The 14,973-nt window shown below is 70.6% G+C and carries 15 protein-coding genes; 5 read left to right on the forward strand and 10 right to left on the reverse strand.

All coding sequences use genetic code 11. From position 1 onward, the window contains the following. Positions 1–443: 443 nt before the first annotated feature. From ACZ7J0_RS30145 to ACZ7J0_RS30170, 6 genes are all read right to left on the reverse strand, one after another. Positions 444–1,706, reverse strand: coding sequence for an ABC transporter permease (locus ACZ7J0_RS30145; RefSeq protein WP_470892654.1), 1,263 nt, complete (start codon positions 1,704–1,706; stop codon positions 444–446). Next, complete coding sequence (locus ACZ7J0_RS30150) at positions 1,700–2,428, reverse strand: ABC transporter ATP-binding protein (RefSeq protein ID WP_470892656.1); 729 nt, start codon at positions 2,426–2,428, stop codon at positions 1,700–1,702. Before ACZ7J0_RS30150 ends, ACZ7J0_RS30145 begins: the two co-directional genes overlap by 7 nt. After that, a complete protein-coding gene (locus ACZ7J0_RS30155; protein WP_470892658.1) occupies positions 2,425–3,981 on the reverse strand; it encodes a peptidoglycan-binding protein in 1,557 nt (518 codons plus the stop codon). The genes ACZ7J0_RS30150 and ACZ7J0_RS30155 overlap by 4 nt, the downstream gene beginning before the upstream one ends. Beyond that, the gene (locus ACZ7J0_RS30160; protein ID WP_470892660.1) at positions 3,982–4,887 is read right to left on the reverse strand and encodes a hypothetical protein; all 906 of its coding nucleotides are present in this window, start codon (positions 4,885–4,887) and stop codon (positions 3,982–3,984) included. A 76-nt stretch (positions 4,888–4,963) separates the two neighbouring features. Beyond that, positions 4,964–5,377, reverse strand: a complete 414-nt coding sequence (locus ACZ7J0_RS30165) for a hypothetical protein (protein ID WP_470892662.1) — start codon at positions 5,375–5,377, stop codon at positions 4,964–4,966. A 529-nt stretch (positions 5,378–5,906) separates the two neighbouring features. Next, positions 5,907–6,869: a GlxA family transcriptional regulator gene (locus ACZ7J0_RS30170; protein WP_470892664.1), complete on the reverse strand. Its 963-nt coding sequence runs from the start codon at positions 6,867–6,869 to the stop codon at positions 5,907–5,909. 148 nt (positions 6,870–7,017) lie between these two features. Between ACZ7J0_RS30170 and ACZ7J0_RS30175 the strand changes: the two genes are divergently transcribed. Both ACZ7J0_RS30175 and ACZ7J0_RS30180 read left to right on the forward strand, forming a co-directional pair. After that, positions 7,018–7,914, forward strand: coding sequence for an NAD-dependent epimerase/dehydratase family protein (locus ACZ7J0_RS30175; protein ID WP_470892666.1), 897 nt, complete (start codon positions 7,018–7,020; stop codon positions 7,912–7,914). Between the two features lie 397 nt (positions 7,915–8,311). Next, positions 8,312–8,485: a hypothetical protein gene (locus tag ACZ7J0_RS30180; protein ID WP_470892668.1), complete on the forward strand. Its 174-nt coding sequence runs from the start codon at positions 8,312–8,314 to the stop codon at positions 8,483–8,485. Positions 8,486–8,754: 269 nt separating this feature from the next. Here the strand turns inward: ACZ7J0_RS30180 and ACZ7J0_RS30185 are convergent, their stop codons facing one another. Beyond that, the gene (locus ACZ7J0_RS30185; protein WP_470892670.1) at positions 8,755–9,726 is read right to left on the reverse strand and encodes a helix-turn-helix transcriptional regulator; all 972 of its coding nucleotides are present in this window, start codon (positions 9,724–9,726) and stop codon (positions 8,755–8,757) included. A 135-nt stretch (positions 9,727–9,861) separates the two neighbouring features. On the opposite strand from ACZ7J0_RS30185, the gene ACZ7J0_RS30190 reads away from it, so the two are divergent. Beyond that, complete coding sequence (locus ACZ7J0_RS30190; RefSeq protein ID WP_470892672.1) at positions 9,862–10,257, forward strand: RidA family protein; 396 nt, start codon at positions 9,862–9,864, stop codon at positions 10,255–10,257. Positions 10,258–10,366: 109 nt separating this feature from the next. On the opposite strand, the gene ACZ7J0_RS30195 is transcribed toward ACZ7J0_RS30190, so the two are convergent. Both ACZ7J0_RS30195 and ACZ7J0_RS30200 read right to left on the reverse strand, forming a co-directional pair. Next, positions 10,367–10,642, reverse strand: a complete 276-nt coding sequence (locus ACZ7J0_RS30195; protein ID WP_470892674.1) for a hypothetical protein — start codon at positions 10,640–10,642, stop codon at positions 10,367–10,369. Between the two features lie 94 nt (positions 10,643–10,736). Continuing rightward, positions 10,737–11,609, reverse strand: a complete 873-nt coding sequence (locus ACZ7J0_RS30200) for a DMT family transporter (RefSeq protein WP_470892676.1) — start codon at positions 11,607–11,609, stop codon at positions 10,737–10,739. 483 nt (positions 11,610–12,092) lie between these two features. Here ACZ7J0_RS30200 and ACZ7J0_RS30205 point away from each other — a divergent pair, with 483 nt between their 5' ends. Together ACZ7J0_RS30205 and ACZ7J0_RS30210 are read left to right on the forward strand one after the other, a co-directional pair. Beyond that, positions 12,093–12,773, forward strand: a complete 681-nt coding sequence (locus ACZ7J0_RS30205) for a pyridoxamine 5'-phosphate oxidase family protein (protein ID WP_470892678.1) — start codon at positions 12,093–12,095, stop codon at positions 12,771–12,773. 274 nt (positions 12,774–13,047) lie between these two features. Then, positions 13,048–14,676: an extracellular catalytic domain type 2 short-chain-length polyhydroxyalkanoate depolymerase gene (locus ACZ7J0_RS30210; RefSeq protein ID WP_470892680.1), complete on the forward strand. Its 1,629-nt coding sequence runs from the start codon at positions 13,048–13,050 to the stop codon at positions 14,674–14,676. 41 nt (positions 14,677–14,717) lie between these two features. Here the strand turns inward: ACZ7J0_RS30210 and ACZ7J0_RS30215 are convergent. Next, positions 14,718–14,973 (reverse strand): GMC oxidoreductase (locus ACZ7J0_RS30215; protein ID WP_470892682.1); only part of this gene is annotated, 256 nt, incomplete at its 5' end.

Consider the following 14,973-nt stretch of genomic DNA (forward strand, 5'->3'; position numbering starts at 1 on the left):
TGGGGGGACGACCTCCTCCCCCTCGCCGGTTATCCCCCTTTTCCCATCTCGGCCGACCTCGCTCCCAGCGCCGAGAACACCACCCTCAAGCGTGAGGCTCACCTCGGCGAGGAGCTGCTGCCTCGAGGCTGAGTGCGTAGGGGGAAACAGCCCCGCCGCGCCCCGCCTGAAGACTGTCGGAATTTCCGGCGGAGTCCGTCCTGCGAGGTCCCCGGTATTCCGACGGAATACCGGGGCAAAGGACGGTCCGGTCGTACTCCGGGCCGCGGTTGCTCAGCTCGCCTACGGGTGGGTGGCGGGTCCGACGAGGCGGCGAACGTGCTTCGCGTTGATGGCGGGGGTCGCGTGATCGACCGGACTGGGTCCAGCGGCGGCAGCCCGGACAAGGTCCGCCGCAGCCGGGCGACATCGTGATATCGCGAGGCTCCAGCGGGCGGGGCGGGTCAGCCGCGAAGGGCTTCGGCCGGTTGCACCGAGGACGCACGCCGGGCGGGATAGATCCCGGCCACGACGCCGGTCGCCAGACCGATGAGCGGGGCGGTGGCCAGGGTCACCGGGTGCATGACCGGCGTCCAGTCCCTGACCAACGCCACCACAAGGACGGCCAGCGTGCCGATGGCCGTGCCGATGAGTCCGCCGAACGCGCCCAGCGTGCCCGACTCGGCGAGGAACTGGGCGGTGACATGCCGCCCCTGCGCGCCGAGGGCACGGCGCAGGCCGATCTCCCCGGTGCGCTCCAGGACAGCTACCAGCGTGGTGTTGGCGATCCCGACCGCTCCGATGACCAGGCACACCCCGGCGAGCAGCAGAAACAGCTGTTCGAGGTCGGAGGTCACCGAGGTCCGCAGGCTCTTCGGGTCGGGCGGCGGAACCGCCTTGAAGTACTCCGGGTGGTCGGGACGCAGCGCCGTGGGGGCCTCCCCGGCCACCTGACGGGCGGCGCCCAGATCGGTGGCGATGAGCATCCTGGCCCCCTCGGTGGGCCGCCCCCACAGTTCGACCGCGGTGGTCTGCGGTACGAGAACCGAGAGCAGTACGTCCGGCTGGCGCTGGACGTCCTCGACGATGCCGGTGACGGTGAAGGGCTGCCCCCCGATGAAGATCGCCGGCTCGGTCTCCAGCGTGGTGATCCCCAGCCGGGCGGCGATGCCCGAGCTGATCACGGTGACGCGCTGGCGGGCGCCGGTGTGGAAGTCGTCGTACAGCCTGCCCTGGGAGAGCCGGGGCTCGGCCGCGCGCAGGGCACCGGGGGCGGCGGCCACCACGTTGATGGCTTCCCCTCCGGTGTCGCCCACCGGCGCGGCGGTGACGGCGAGTTCGGCGGCTCCGTGTCGGGGCTGCACCGTCCACAGCACGCCGGCGTGCCGCACCCCGTTGAGCCGCTCGACGCGGTCCGAGGCGTCGTCCGGGAACGCCGCGCCGGCGAACTCGTCCTGTTCGTGGGCGACGTCCTCGACCGTCACCTCGGTCGCGGAGAGCACGCTGAAGCGGGCGTCGATCTGCGAGGAGGCGGTGGCGGTGAGGCCGAGTACCGCGACGAAGGCACCGACGCCCAGGACGGTGCCGAGCATGGTGAGCGCGGAGCGGGCGGGGCGCTGCAGCATCCCGGCCAACGCCTCGGCCAACAGGTCCCGTGGCGCGAAAGCGGAGCGCCCGATTCCGGGCAGGGGCGCGGCGTGCCGTGCCTTTCCGATCCGGCTCAGCATGCGTGTACCTGCTCGCTCTCGCTCAGTACGCCGTCCCGGATGGTGACCGTCCGCCGGCCGCGGGCGGCCACGGCCAGGTCGTGCGTGATGAGGACGACCGTGATGCCCTCGGTGTTGAGAGCCTCCAGCAGCTGGAGCACGGCCTCGGCGTTGCCGGTGTCGAGGTTTCCCGTCGGTTCGTCGCACAGGAGCAACGAGGGGCGGGCGACCAGGGCCCGCGCGATGGCCACCCGCTGACGTTCGCCGCCGGACATCCGGGTGGGCAGCGCGTCGGTCCGATGGCCGAGGCCGACCCGGGCCAGCGCCTCGCGGGCCCGCCGGGGGCGCTCGCGACGCGAGGTGCCGCTGTAGACCATGGCGAGTTCGACGTTCTCGCGGGCGCTGCGGTGCGGCAACAGGTGGAAGGCCTGGAAGACGAACCCGATACGGCGGCCGCGCAACGTGGTGCGCTCGGTGTCCCTGAGCCGGCCGGTGTCGATGCCGTCGAGCAGGAAGCTTCCCGTCGTGGGGTTGTCGAGGAGTCCGGCGATGTTCAGGAACGTGGACTTGCCCGATCCGGAGGGGCCGACGACGGTGATGAACTCGCCCCTGCGGACCGTCAGGTCGCTGGGGTGGAACGCCTCCACGGGCGGCGGCCCCGGATAGGTGAGGCCGACCTGCCGGAATTCGATGACGGGCGGCTCGGGCGGGGTCGGCACACCAGGTCGTGGGGACGCCGTCATCCGGTGCCTCCCTGCGCGGCGCCGTCGGCCCGGACCCCGGTCACTACCCGGTCGCCCTCGCCGAGGGCCCCGCTGTCCAGGGGGGTGACCTCGACATGGCCGTCGCCGGTGGTGCCGGGCTTCACCCGGACCCGGCGCTGCCTGCCGTCGTCCTCGAGCACGGTGACCGCGGTGGAACCGTCCGCGCCGGCCGACACCGCCGTGACGGGTACCACCAGGACCTTGCCGCCGGTCGTGGCGGCCAGGAGGGTCAAGCGAACGTTCTGCCCGGTCCATTGGGCCTCCAGCGGCCGACCCGGCGCCAGAGTCATCAGATAGCCGTCGGCGTCGGCCTGCCCATTGGCCGCCTGCCCGTCCTGCGTGTCGCCATCGGTGTGCGGCGTTGTGCGGGTGGTGGCGATGGACCGTACGGAGGCCTTGGCGGTGGCGCCGTCCACCTCGGAGAGGATCTCCGCCTTCTGGCCCGCCCTGATGAGGCCCTTCTGGTGGTCGGGCACATAGCCCTGCACCACCAGGGGGCCCGCGGCGACGGTCATCACGGCTCCCTGCACCTTCCCGCCGAGCCGTACGGGAAGATCCTGCACCCGCGCGGGGAAGCTCTCCAGGAACGTCACCTCGCCGGACGGGACCATGGGGCCCGCGGCCGCCCGCGCGGCGACGAGGCCCTCGCGTGCGGTGGCCAGGTCCTCCCGGGCACGGTTGACCGTCTTGCGCAGCGGCTCCAGATCGCGGCCGCCGCCGTCCGCGTCCCCGTCCGCTTCCCCGGCCGTTCCCGTGGTCGAGCCCGTCGCCTTGGTCGAGCCCGTCGCCTTGGTCGAGCCCGTACCGGAGCCGGAGCCGGAGCCGGAGTCGGCGGTCTTCAGTGCGTCCTTGGCGTCGTCCAGGGCTCGTTCGGCCGAGGTCACCTGTGCTTCGGCCGCGGTGACGGCGGCCGGGCCCTCGGCGCCGCCGACCGGGACGGGTTCGTACCCGAGCGCCTCGTAGAGCGCGGTGACCGCCGACTTCGTGCCCTCGCCGAAACGCCCACGGTTGTCGGGGGATGTGGAGTGGCCGAGCCGCTGGAGCGCGTCCTGGAGCTGGCCCACGTCACTGCCCTGGGCACCGGGCTTGAGGTCGCGATAGAGCGGAACGGTGCCCTGGAGCGCGATCACGGGACGGCCGGAGATCTCGACCAGCAGCCGGCCCGCGCGTACCTGGTCGCCTGCCTTCAGCGGCAGCTTGGAGACCGTCGGGCTGCCTCCGTCGGACGCGCCGCCGCCGGGAGCGATCTCCACGCTCTGACCGGCGACCACGGTGCCGCGAAGGACCATCGAGGAGGCCAGGATCCGGTACTCGACCGGCGCGGTGATCACGGACGGTGCGGGGGGCCGGGAGTCCGCCGCCGCCTGGGCGGGCGACTTGATCAGCAGGGAGGCCCCGAAGCCCGCCCCGGTGAGCGCGACCGCGCCCACCGCGATCAGGGCGACCCAGCGGCGCCTGATCCGTACACCGTCACCACCGTTGTCGCGGGCTGCCTCGGCCGCGTCCACGGAGGGCTGTTCGTCGTTCTGCATTCAGTTCGCCAATGCCTCGTTGGCCGACTTGATGACCGCGCCCTGATCCTTCTTGATCTCGGCGAAACCGGTGGCGTTCTGCTCGATGTAGTCGTTCTGGATCTGCGTTTCGAGGCGGAGGAGCACGGTGGCGAGTTTCGTTTCCTGCTTGCACTTCACATCGGTCTTGGCCACGGCCTTCTCCTGCGGTGACGCGGAGTTCCCCTGGGACGCGTACTTCTCGGCGGGCTGCAGGAAAGCGGTGTGCTGATATCCCGCCTTCTTCATGCAGGCCACCCATTCGCCCTGCGTCTTTTTGAATTCCGGCGTCTCCAGGGCCTTTCCGAAGGAGGAGAAGTCGATGCTGAGCAGTCCGATCTTGCCCTTTGCGGGGTCCCGTACCTCGTCGAGCCCCAGCTTGCGGCCGGCCTCCCCCATGCAGCCGCCCTCGGGGATGTCCTTGCCCTGGTAGCTGCGGCCCGCGCCCGCCTTGCCGCCCTTGGCTCCGTAGACCATGTACGCCTCGGACGGAAGCTTGGCCCCGCTGGAAACCGCGCCTTCGGCGTGCTCCTCGTCGCCCACCACCGGGACCGCGTGGTAGCCGTGCTCGGCGGCGACCTTCTCGCTGACCACGCCGTACCGACGGTTCACGACCTTGACCGGCTGGGCCTTCTTCACGGGCCAGTCGAATCCGAACCGCTTCATGCAGTCGGAAGCCAGGGTGGAGTGCGCGGTGTCGACCAGCGCCTGCTGCTCGGAGGTGAAGAGGTAGGCGGAGACCGGGAGGACGATGTCGGCTTCCGTGACGACGTCCCGGACCGCGGAACCGCCATCGCCACCGCCGGCGCCTTCCTGGCCGCCCTCCGCACACCCGGTGAGCAGCAGCGTGCCGACCCCGGCGGCGATGACGAGACGCGTGTAACGCAAAGGAACCCCTGGATAGAGTGGATGTGCGCGGTGGGGCGGAATTGGCCTCCGCCCCACCGCTGTCATGGGCCGGCGATCAGAAGTCGTACAAGTTCCCCGAGCACTGGTCACTGAAGTTGTGCGAGTTCATCTTGTCGTTGCCGGACGTGTTGGCGCCGATGTAGACGAGGGCCATGTTGGACACGGTGCCGTAGGCCTCGACCTTGAAGCAGGGACCGACGTTCCCGGAGTTGTAGAACACCGAGATCCTGGTGTCCGGGTCCCAGTTGTCGACGGAGCTGACGTTGTCGATGACGCCGTCACCCTGGTACAGGGGCTTGCTGCTGCCCCCGTAGTAGATGTTGGCCCAGCTGGAACGGGAGCTGTAGTCGTCCCGCTTGTATCCGTTGAAGCCGCTGTCCGACCAGAGACAGACGTTGTCGTAGGTGCAGCTGCCGGCGGCCTGCGCGGGGGCGGCCATGGCGACTCCCGCGCCGAACAGGGATGCCACAGCAAGCAGCATTGCAGAAGTGCGTCTCATCATGAGTTTTTCCTCGTCTTTCTATCCATACCAAATGAACGACCCATAAACGGCGAGGGATATACGCGATGCGGCGCCACATCACACCCCCGCCGATGTGCATGTCGTGTGCGCATCAGGTGCGAGGTCGAACGCTAACCGATCTTCAGTGGGTATTAAGACGATCTTGCGTGTTACCCGTCAGTCTTCTGTCGATCCACCAAGCCCCTTTGGCGGATCAACCAGTCGAATGGGCGACCACTTATGGACGCCGCTTTTCTCGCACCCGCCACTTCACACGGCTTCGCCCCGCCGAGTCGAAACTCGGCGGGGCCAAGGGACCGGCAGCATCCCAAGGGACAGGCGAGGCCCGGGCCTTGCGGTGCGCTGCGGCGCGGATGAGACCGTGCGACTGGAGGTCGTTTTCTCCGCGAACCGCGACAGGCCGAAGGTGCGGCGCCACCTGGTGCTCCACGCCGCCACCGTATGAATTTCGTTCCGACTGGCTCTGCCCGAACGGTTACTGACGAGTGTTCACGCTCGGGCGGTGGGCGAAGGCGCCTCTGTAGGCGGCCGGGGTCATGCCGATCTGGCGGCTCAGGTGCTGGCGGAGCGACTCCCCGGAGCCGAGGCCGCTGCGGGCGGCCACCTGGTCGATGGTGAGGTTGGTGGCCTCCAGCAACTCACGGGCCCGCAGCAGCCGCTGCTGGAGCAGCCACTGGAATGGGGTCACGCCGGTCTCGGCTGTGAATCGGCGGGTCAAGGTCCGCACACTGACCTTGGCCTGACCGGCCAGGTCGTGCAGAGAGATCGGCTGGTCCAGGTGTTGCAGCGCCCAGACGCGGGCCGCGTCCAGCGAGGAGTCGGTCGTGACCGGCAGCGGGGTCTGCACGAACTGCGCCTGCCCGCCGTGGCGCACCGGGGTGACGACGGCGGCGCGGGCCGCCGCGTTGGCCGCGGCGGCGCCGTAGTCGGAGCTGATCAGGTGCAGACACAGGTCGATCCCGGCGGCCGAGCCCGCACCGGTGACGATCCGTCCGTCCTCTGCGAACAGCCGGTCGGCCTCCACTCGCACCGCGGGGAAGGCGCGCTGCAGTTCCTCGGCCAGGGCCCAGTGGGTGGTGGCAGCACGGCCGTCGAGGAGTCCGGCCTGGGCGAGGACGAAGGCGCCGCTGCAGATCGAGGCAACGCGCTTGCCCGCGGCGACCGCCTCCCGCAGGGCATCCAGCGCGGTCGGCTCGGCGTGGTGGCGGCTGGCGGTCGAGGGAACGATCACCGTGTCCGCCGCCGCGACCGCCTCAAGGCCATGTCGAATCACCACCTCGATGCCACCGGAGGCGGCGACCGTGCCGGGCGTGGCGGTGCACACCGTCACCTCGTAGCCGGGGCGTCCGCCGAGCTCGGCGGCGCCGAGCAGTGCGGACGGCATGGACAGGTCGAAGGGCTTGACCGCCGGGACGGCCAGGACGGCGACACGATGCATGGCCAGATCCTTGGACTTCGTGGCATTCAGGCCTCTGACCCTACCCCGCGGCCGCACGGCAGAGTTGAGCGAGCGGTCGGGCCCACCGCGCACCACGTTCTCCCTTCAGGGAAACGTTCCACCTCTTGGCGAAAACGGAGACAACGTCATGGCTGAACACGTCGTCATCGGAGCAGGCGCGACAGGGATCGCCACCGCAAGGCAACTGGCCGACGGCGGCGAGCGGGTCCGCCTCATCACCCGCAGCGGCAGCGGCCCCGAACACCCCGGCATCGAACGGATCGCTCTGGACGCGGGTCGCGCTGACGAGCTGACCGCGGCACTGGCCGGAGCGACCACGGTCTTCAACGCCGCCATGACCGCCTACCACACCTGGCCGGAGACCATGCCGCCGTTGTTCGCGTCCATCCTCGCCGCGACCGAACGGGCCGGGGCCGATTACGTGATCCTCGGCAACCACTACGGATACCAGCAGACCACCGGGCCGGTGACCGAGCGCACCCCGATGACCCCGCACACCCGAAAGGGCCGGGTGCGGGCCGAGCTGTGGCGGCAGGCCAAGAACGCCCACGACGAAGGGCGTCTGCGGGTCACCGAAGTGCGAGCCGGCCAATACCTGGGCCCAGGCGCGGTCTCAGCGTTCACGCTGCTGGTCGCGCCCCGGGTCCTCGACGGCGAACTGGCTCTCGTCCACGGCAACCCCGACGCGGCGCATTCCTTTTCGTACACCGAGGACGTCGCGGCAGCGCTGGTGGCGGTCGGCGGCGACGAGCGGGCCTGGGGGCGGGCCTGGCACGCCCCGGTCATCACCACGACCCTGCGCCAGGCCGCGAACGACCTCGCCGCATCGCACGGAGCGCCCGAACCGCGGTTGGAGCCGCTCACCGAACGGGATATGGCGCTGCTGGCCTTCACAGATCCACTGTGGCGGGAGTTCGCCGAGATGAGCTACATGTCCGAGCGTCCGTTCCTCGTGGACGACAGCGACATCCGCGACACCTTCGGGCTGAAGCCCTCAACGCTCCACGAAGCGCTGGCGGCCTGATGCTGCGGTAGGCGGGCCGGCTCCCGGCCCGCCTCGCCCAGACCGCCGACCCGGGCGCCCCGGCGCGGCGGCGCGCCGGGGCGCCGGGGCGCCGGGGCGCCGGGGCGGCGGCGCGCCGGGGCGCCGGGGCGCCGGGGCGAGACGCGAAGCCGTGCTCCCGTGATGTGCGCCGCAGGCGGCTCTGGTTCGGAGCTGCTGCGTCTCACGGTGGCTCCACACCGGAGAGGGAAGGCCGGCCCGCTGCGGCACTGCCGGTGTCGTCGGAGCTGGGACAGTCGTTCTACGGCATCAACCACACGGTCCGAGGAGTGGGTGCCCGGTGAACAAGGGAGACTGTTCGAGAGGCAAGGCACCGCACGGAACGTCCGGCCGCGGAAAGCCGCCCGAGGGGGACTCCATGAGCGCCGACGAGGAGGGCGACGCCCGCGCCAGGCAGGCCGAGCGCCGACAGAACAGGTACTGGGCGATCGGCGTCACAATCGCCCTGATCGCGTTTGCCATTTTCCTGATCTCGATCTACGAGGACCCAGGCCCGGTTTGCGGCACCGGTCAGGACAAGCGCCCCTGCTGAACCCCCTTCACGGCCTGCACGTGCGGCCCATGGCCCGGGACATCGAGCCGGCCGCCGAAGCACGGCCCGGGCGACACACCTGCGGCCCTCGTGCCCCCGCGTGCGAACAGGTCCAGGTCCCCGCACGCGATCGGCATTGCGCAGCCAAGCGCGCGGCGGCCGACAGCGTTTCCCTCACCGCGCATTGCTGGTCCGTCGGATCGCTTCGCGACACCAACCAAGCTCACCGCACGACCGAGATCTCCTTCTGATGCGCGCCCCAACTACTCTCAGGAGGAGTCTCCGTAGCGGGTGGCAAGCGCGGCGGCGCGGTCGCGCAGGGAGGTGCGCAACGACCCCGGAGCCAAGGCTTCCGCGTCCGTGCTGAGCTGCCACAGCGCCCACTCGGCGTGTCGTAGATCTTGGAAGGTCACCTCCAGCCGCAGCCAGCCGTCTGCGTCGGGTTCTGCGGCGCGGACGGCTACCGCGCTGTTCAGCAGGTCCTCCCGCCGCTCCGGGTTCACCCGAATCAGCACGGAGATGTGGTCGCTGGACAGAAACTGCGCGCAGCGTTCCCGCCAGACCCGGTCCAGATCAACCCGGTTCGGTCGCTGTGCCGGTTCGGGGAGTTCCTGGGCGGCCAACACCCGCGACAGCCGGTAGGTGCGGTCCGCGCCCGATCTCGTGGCCAGCAAGTAGGCCCGGTCACGTACGGTGACCAGGCCGATCGGGTCCACCGTGCGCCACTGTGGTGGCTGGTCCGTGGCCGCGTAGTGGATGCGCAGTTTGCGTCCGGCGAGCACCGCGCGCCGGATCTCGATCATTGTCGTGTCGGGCACCTCGTCCGTGACCAGCCGGCGTGAGAGCAGGTCGGTCTCCGGCTCGACGAGAATTCGCTGGGCCGCGTCGCTCGCGGTGGCCCGATGGCTTTCGGGCAGCGCGTCAACCACCTTGCGCATGGCCGAAGCGAGCGCCGAGCCGAGGCCGAATACCTGCTCGCCGCGCCCCGATCCGGCGGTCAGCAAGGCAAGGGCTTCATCGTGGTTCAGTCCAGTGAGCTCGGTCCGGAAACCGGGCAACAACGCGAACCCGCCGTGTCGGCCGCGTTCGGCATAGACCGGGACGCCGGCTGTGGAGAGCGCCTCGATGTCGCGCAGCACGGTACGGGTCGATACCTCCAGCTCGCGGGCCAGCGTGGCCGCAGTCAGCCGACCCCGCTGTCGCAGCAGCAGCACCAGCGAGACCATCCGATCGGCGCGCATTCGAGAACCGTATCGAATACATGACCAAGGATGTCGTGATTCGTTGGAAGGCTCGTCAGCACCGACGTCCACGATCGCGGCTACCGCGCCGACGGACGTACGCACCCTCAACGAAGCAATGGAGCTGATGTGGCAGTGGAACGAACGGCAGTCAACCCGGTGACGTGGTCGGTGGAGAGGGGATTCAACCAGGGGGAGATCGTCTCCGGGCACACCCGGACCCTGTACTGCTCCGGACAGACCGCGATGAGCGCCGACGGCAAGCCCCAGCATGACGGTGACATGGCCGCACAGTTGGCGCTGAGCCTCGACAACCTGGAGGCCGTACTCGGCGAGGCCGGCATGTCCCTCGCGAACCTGGTCCGGCTCAACGTGTACACCACCGACGTCGATCTGCTGTTCGCGCACTACGGCGTGCTGGCGTCGCGGTTGGGCGCCGCCGGGGTGGCACCGCCCGCCACGATGCTCGGGGTGATACGGCTCGCGATCCCCGGCCAGATGGTCGAGCTCGAGGGGACCGCCGTCGCGTGATGCGACCTCGCCGCCTCTGCTGCTCGTGCCGGTTGAGCCGGCACGAGCAGCGGGCGGACGTGCTGCTCGTGGAGCCTTGGGTGGACGCCTGCTCGAAATCAGGACTCGTTCATGGACCCGTCACCTCGACGATCCAGCGCTGTAGCGCTTCCTGCTCCTCGGGTGTGGCGTGCTGCAGGGCGTACTTTGTGACGACCTCGTACAGGGCCCCTTCCAGGCGCTGTTCCTCCTCGAAGCGGCGGAGCACCGCGCGGGAGAAGTCGCCGACGATGGGGTCGCCCCGCTCGTCGGCGCTCGCGGCCGCATCGTGGAAGGCCGCAGCGACGAGCAGATGCGCGGTTGCCTCGTCCTCCGGGCTGCTCCCCTGCTCGGATCTCGGCTCCATAGAAGGAACATTATCTGGAGTGGGACATACCGATGCCCCTGACGCAGCCTCAAGACAGGGGACGTCAGCCTGGCGTGGCCGACGTCCGGCCGCCTCACGCACGTCTGCGCAGGGCCCCGAGGTAGACGCCGACGACGATCAGGGGTGTGCCCAACAGCAGGGAGGCGGTGAGGGGTTCGTCGTCGAGCCAGGCCGAGAGCACGATCGTGATCACGGGGATGACGACGAAGACATAGGCGGCTCGGGACGACCCCCAGTGCTGGATGACCACGAGGTAGAAGACGAAGGTCAGTACGGATCCGGCCACCACCAGGTAGGCCAGCGCCCACCAGGTCACGGCGCGCTCGGGCAGGACCCACGCGTCGCCGGCCGCGAGGGAGCCCGCGAAGAGCAGCACGGCGGCGGCCGTCATACCGACGGCGTTCATGGTGACGGGGTGCACCTTGGGAATGCGGCGTACGAGAACGGTGGCCTGGGCGAACGAGAGCACGCTGCCGAGGAGTGCCAGGAGGGTCAGCACGGGGACGGTGCCCTGGAGGGGAGCGCGGGAGACCACGGCGACGCCCGCCACCGCGAAGAGCGTGCCGATCGCCGCGCCGAGGCGGAACCGCTCCAGGCCCTGGGCCACCGCGAGCAGCAGGGTCACCAGGGGCACCAGCGACAGGACCGTCTGACCTAGTCCGGCGTGGACGCGGACCAGAGCGTAGTAGGCCAGCGCGAAGGTGACACCGAAGTTGAGGATTCCGAAGAGCACCGATCCGGCCAGCGCGCGGCCGCGCGGGAGCGGCATGCGCCGCAGAGCCATGACGGCGAGGAGGAGCAGCGCGGCCGCCCCGAAGCGCAGTGCCGCGCCCCACAGCGGGTCGAGTTCACGGTTGCTGAACCGCACGCCGACCGCGTTGCCGCCCGCGAGGACCGAGCAGGCGGCGAACGAGGCGAGCGCCACGCGGTCTGCGGCACGCTGCATCGGATCACCGTAGCCCGGGGCCGCGATCCGTCCGGCGGGACACTCCGCACCGGCGGCCGCTCGGAATGCGACCGTTGCCCCCGCGGCGCCGCCGTCCGCGGCGTCGGTCTCCCGCACGGTCCGCACGAAGGCGCGGAGCGGCGGCCCGGCGCCGTCGTGCGCCGGACCAGGCCGTACCGGATGGGTGGGGCGTCGCGGGAGGGGACGTAGGCGACACCGGGGCGGGGGCGCCGCCGCGTGAACGGGTGTTCGTGCGCGGGCGGCCCGCCGAGCTCGCCGGCGGGGTCCGCCGTACGGGGCGTACTGGCTGGACGGCGGCCGTGTCGGCGGGGGGCAAGGTTCGTCGCCCGGGCAGGCTCTCGGGGCGCGCCGCCCGGACCGAGACGCCCATCCGAACGCGGGAATCAGTCGAAATCTGGAATTCGATCCACTGATTTCGTCGAAATCTAGCTTTCGAGTGACCGGATCGGTAGCGTACGGGTGGTGAGCCATCCTCCTCTGCCACCCACACTGCCCGCCTCCGACCGCACCCGGCACCGCCGCCTGCGCGAGCGGGGAAGCGTCCAGCGCGCCGACCTCGACGCCGTTCTGGGCGCCGGCTTCCTGTGCCACTTCGGGGTCGTCGTCGACGGTCACCCTATGGTCGTGCCGACCGTGTACGGAAGTGACGGCCACACGCTCTACTTCCACGGCTCGGTCGCGAGCCGCAGCCTGGTCGCCTCCCCCGGGGCGACCGTGTGCGTCACGGTCACGCACGTGGACGGGCTGGTCCTGGCTCGCTCGGTGTTCGAGCACGGCATCAACTACCGCAGCGCCATGATCTACGGCGTCCCCCGGCTGGTGACCGACCCGGAGGAGAAGCTGGCGGGTCTGCGCTGCCTGACCGAGCAGTCGTCGCCGGGCCAGTGGGAGTACGCGCGCCGGCCCAGCACCAAGGAGCTGGCGGCGACGGCCCTGCTCGCGCTCTCCCTGGAGGAGGCGTCGGTGAAGATCCGCACCGGGGCCCCGGACGACGGCGACAGCCCGGACGCCGCGTTGGGACTCTGGGCGGGCGTACTGCCCATGACAACGGTCTTCGGCGAGCCGGAGCCGGACCCGGCGCTCGACGACGGCATCCTCGCTCCGCCTCACATCGCAACACGCGCCGGAACACGAGCCGGATAGCGCCGAGTTGGCCTTGCCGTCGGCCCCGGCACGCGGGGCCGACCGCTGGAGCGCGTACGCCTGCCGGGTCCGGGCGCCTTCCAGGGGAGCGGACGACCGCCGGCCCCTCGACGGCTGACCGGGCACGCCCTTCTCGCGCCGTCCGCCGGGGCCGACATCCCTCACCGCCCCATAGCCGGGCCCTTGCCTTGTGGCGTCCGGGCCCATAGGCGACCCCGGCTCGGCGGTCCTAACCTCCCCGGAATCCCTTACGCCGCAGCATTCCGGAGGACTCATGAGAGCGTCGCCCCTTGCCCGATTCCGTCGATCGGCGGCCGTCCTCCTCCTGGTGGGGGCGGTCCAGTTGGTCCCCCTCGCGCCGTCCGCCGACGCGGCCCCACCCGCGCCCACGCCAGTGCCCGCGTCCGCGCCCACGCCCGTCGCGGGAGAGCTGACGCCGTACGCCATCGACGCCGTGTACAGCGCGGGGGTGTCCTCCGGGGGATACATGGCCACCCAGCTCCATGTGGCGTACTCGGGGACCTTCAGCGGATCCGCGGTCTTCGCCTCGGGCCCCTACCACTGCGCGCAGAACACCCTCTCCACCGCGCTCAACGCCTGCATGGACACCACCCAGGACCTCCGGCTCGACACGCTGGAACAGACGACCCGGGACTGGTCGGCGCGCGGACTCGTCGACCCGGTCGGCCAGCTGTCCGGTGACCCGGTCTACGTCTTCAGCGGTTCCGGAGACACGACCGTCAAGCGCCCGGTGGCCGATGCGCTGGCCGCCTACTACGGACGCTTCGGCGCCCGGGTGCGGCACAACAGGAGCACGGCGGCGGGGCACGCCTGGATCAGCCCCCTCGGCCCCAACTCCTGTACGGTCACTGCCACTCCGTGGATCAACGACTGCGGGTTCGACGCCGAGCGGGAGCTGCTCACCCATCTGCTCGGCACCGCCGAGGCACCGAGCGCCACCCCCGACGGGTCGCTGATCGCGTTCGACCAGAACCGCTATGCCCCCGGCGGGCAGGCCCGTCAGATCTCCATGGACGACACCGGCTATGTGTACGTGCCGCGCAGCTGCGCGGCCGGGGCGCCCTGCCGGCTGGTCGTGTCGTTGCACGGCTGCAAGCAGGGGTACTCGTACCAGGGCTTCGGCAGCCGGTTCATCGACCACGCGTATCTCAACGAGTACGCCGACACCAACGGGCTGGTCGTCCTCTACCCGCAGGCCGTCCCGACGGCCACGCTCGACAACCCCAACGGCTGCTGGAACTGGTGGGGTTATCTGGGGGACGGCAACTACTCGCGCCACGGGGGCCGGCAGATCGAGACCATCATGGGGATGGTCGGGGCGCTGGGCGGCAGCGCGACGCCTCCCTCGCGCGACGTGGTGACGCTGGCGAGCGCGGACAGCCAGGACGGTTATGTGAAGGCCGCCGGGGACGGTTCCGGCGCCTCGGTCGGGACGCTGGAGGCTTCGTACGGCTCGGCGATCGGCCGGGGCAGCGACGGCAGGTTCAACCGGGCCGTGCTGTCGTTCGACACCTCCCGGATCCCTGCGGGCAAGGAGATCACCCGGGCGTATGTGACGGTGACCCGCGCAGGCGGGGCGGGGGACCCCTGGGCGATCCCGCCGGGCAACAGGCTGCTGGTAGACGCCCGGACGGGCTGCTTCGGCGCATGCGCGGTCGAGGCGTCGGACTGGGGCGCCGACGCCACGGCGCCGGGCGTCGGCGCCGTTCCCGCGTTCACCTCCGGCAGCGCGTCGGCGGATCTGTCACCGGCGGGGATCGCGGCCATCGACCGGTCCGGGACCACCCAGCTGCGGCTGCGCTTCGAGACGAACCAGAGCGCGACCGCGTACCTCTTCGTCAACCGGGACAGCCGGGCGACGCTGACGGTGGAGTACCGGTAGCGGGCAGGCGGGGGCGCGGCCCGATACCGCGCCCCCGCTTCCTACCGTCGGGTGTCTTCCTTGAGGATGTCGGCGCATTTTTCGCCGATGGCCATGGTGGTGATGCAGGGGTTGACGGTGACGAGGTCGGGCATGATCGAGCCGTCGCAGACGCGGAGGTTGGTGATGCCCTTGACACGCAGGCGGGCGTCCACGGGTGCCGTGGTGTCGTTGTCGGCGCCCATTTTCACTGTTGAGGCGGGGTGGTAGACGGTGTTGTGGGTTTTGCGGATGTAGTCGAGGAGTTCGTCGTCGGTG

Source organism: Streptomyces sp. NPDC038280 (assembly GCF_055600045.1).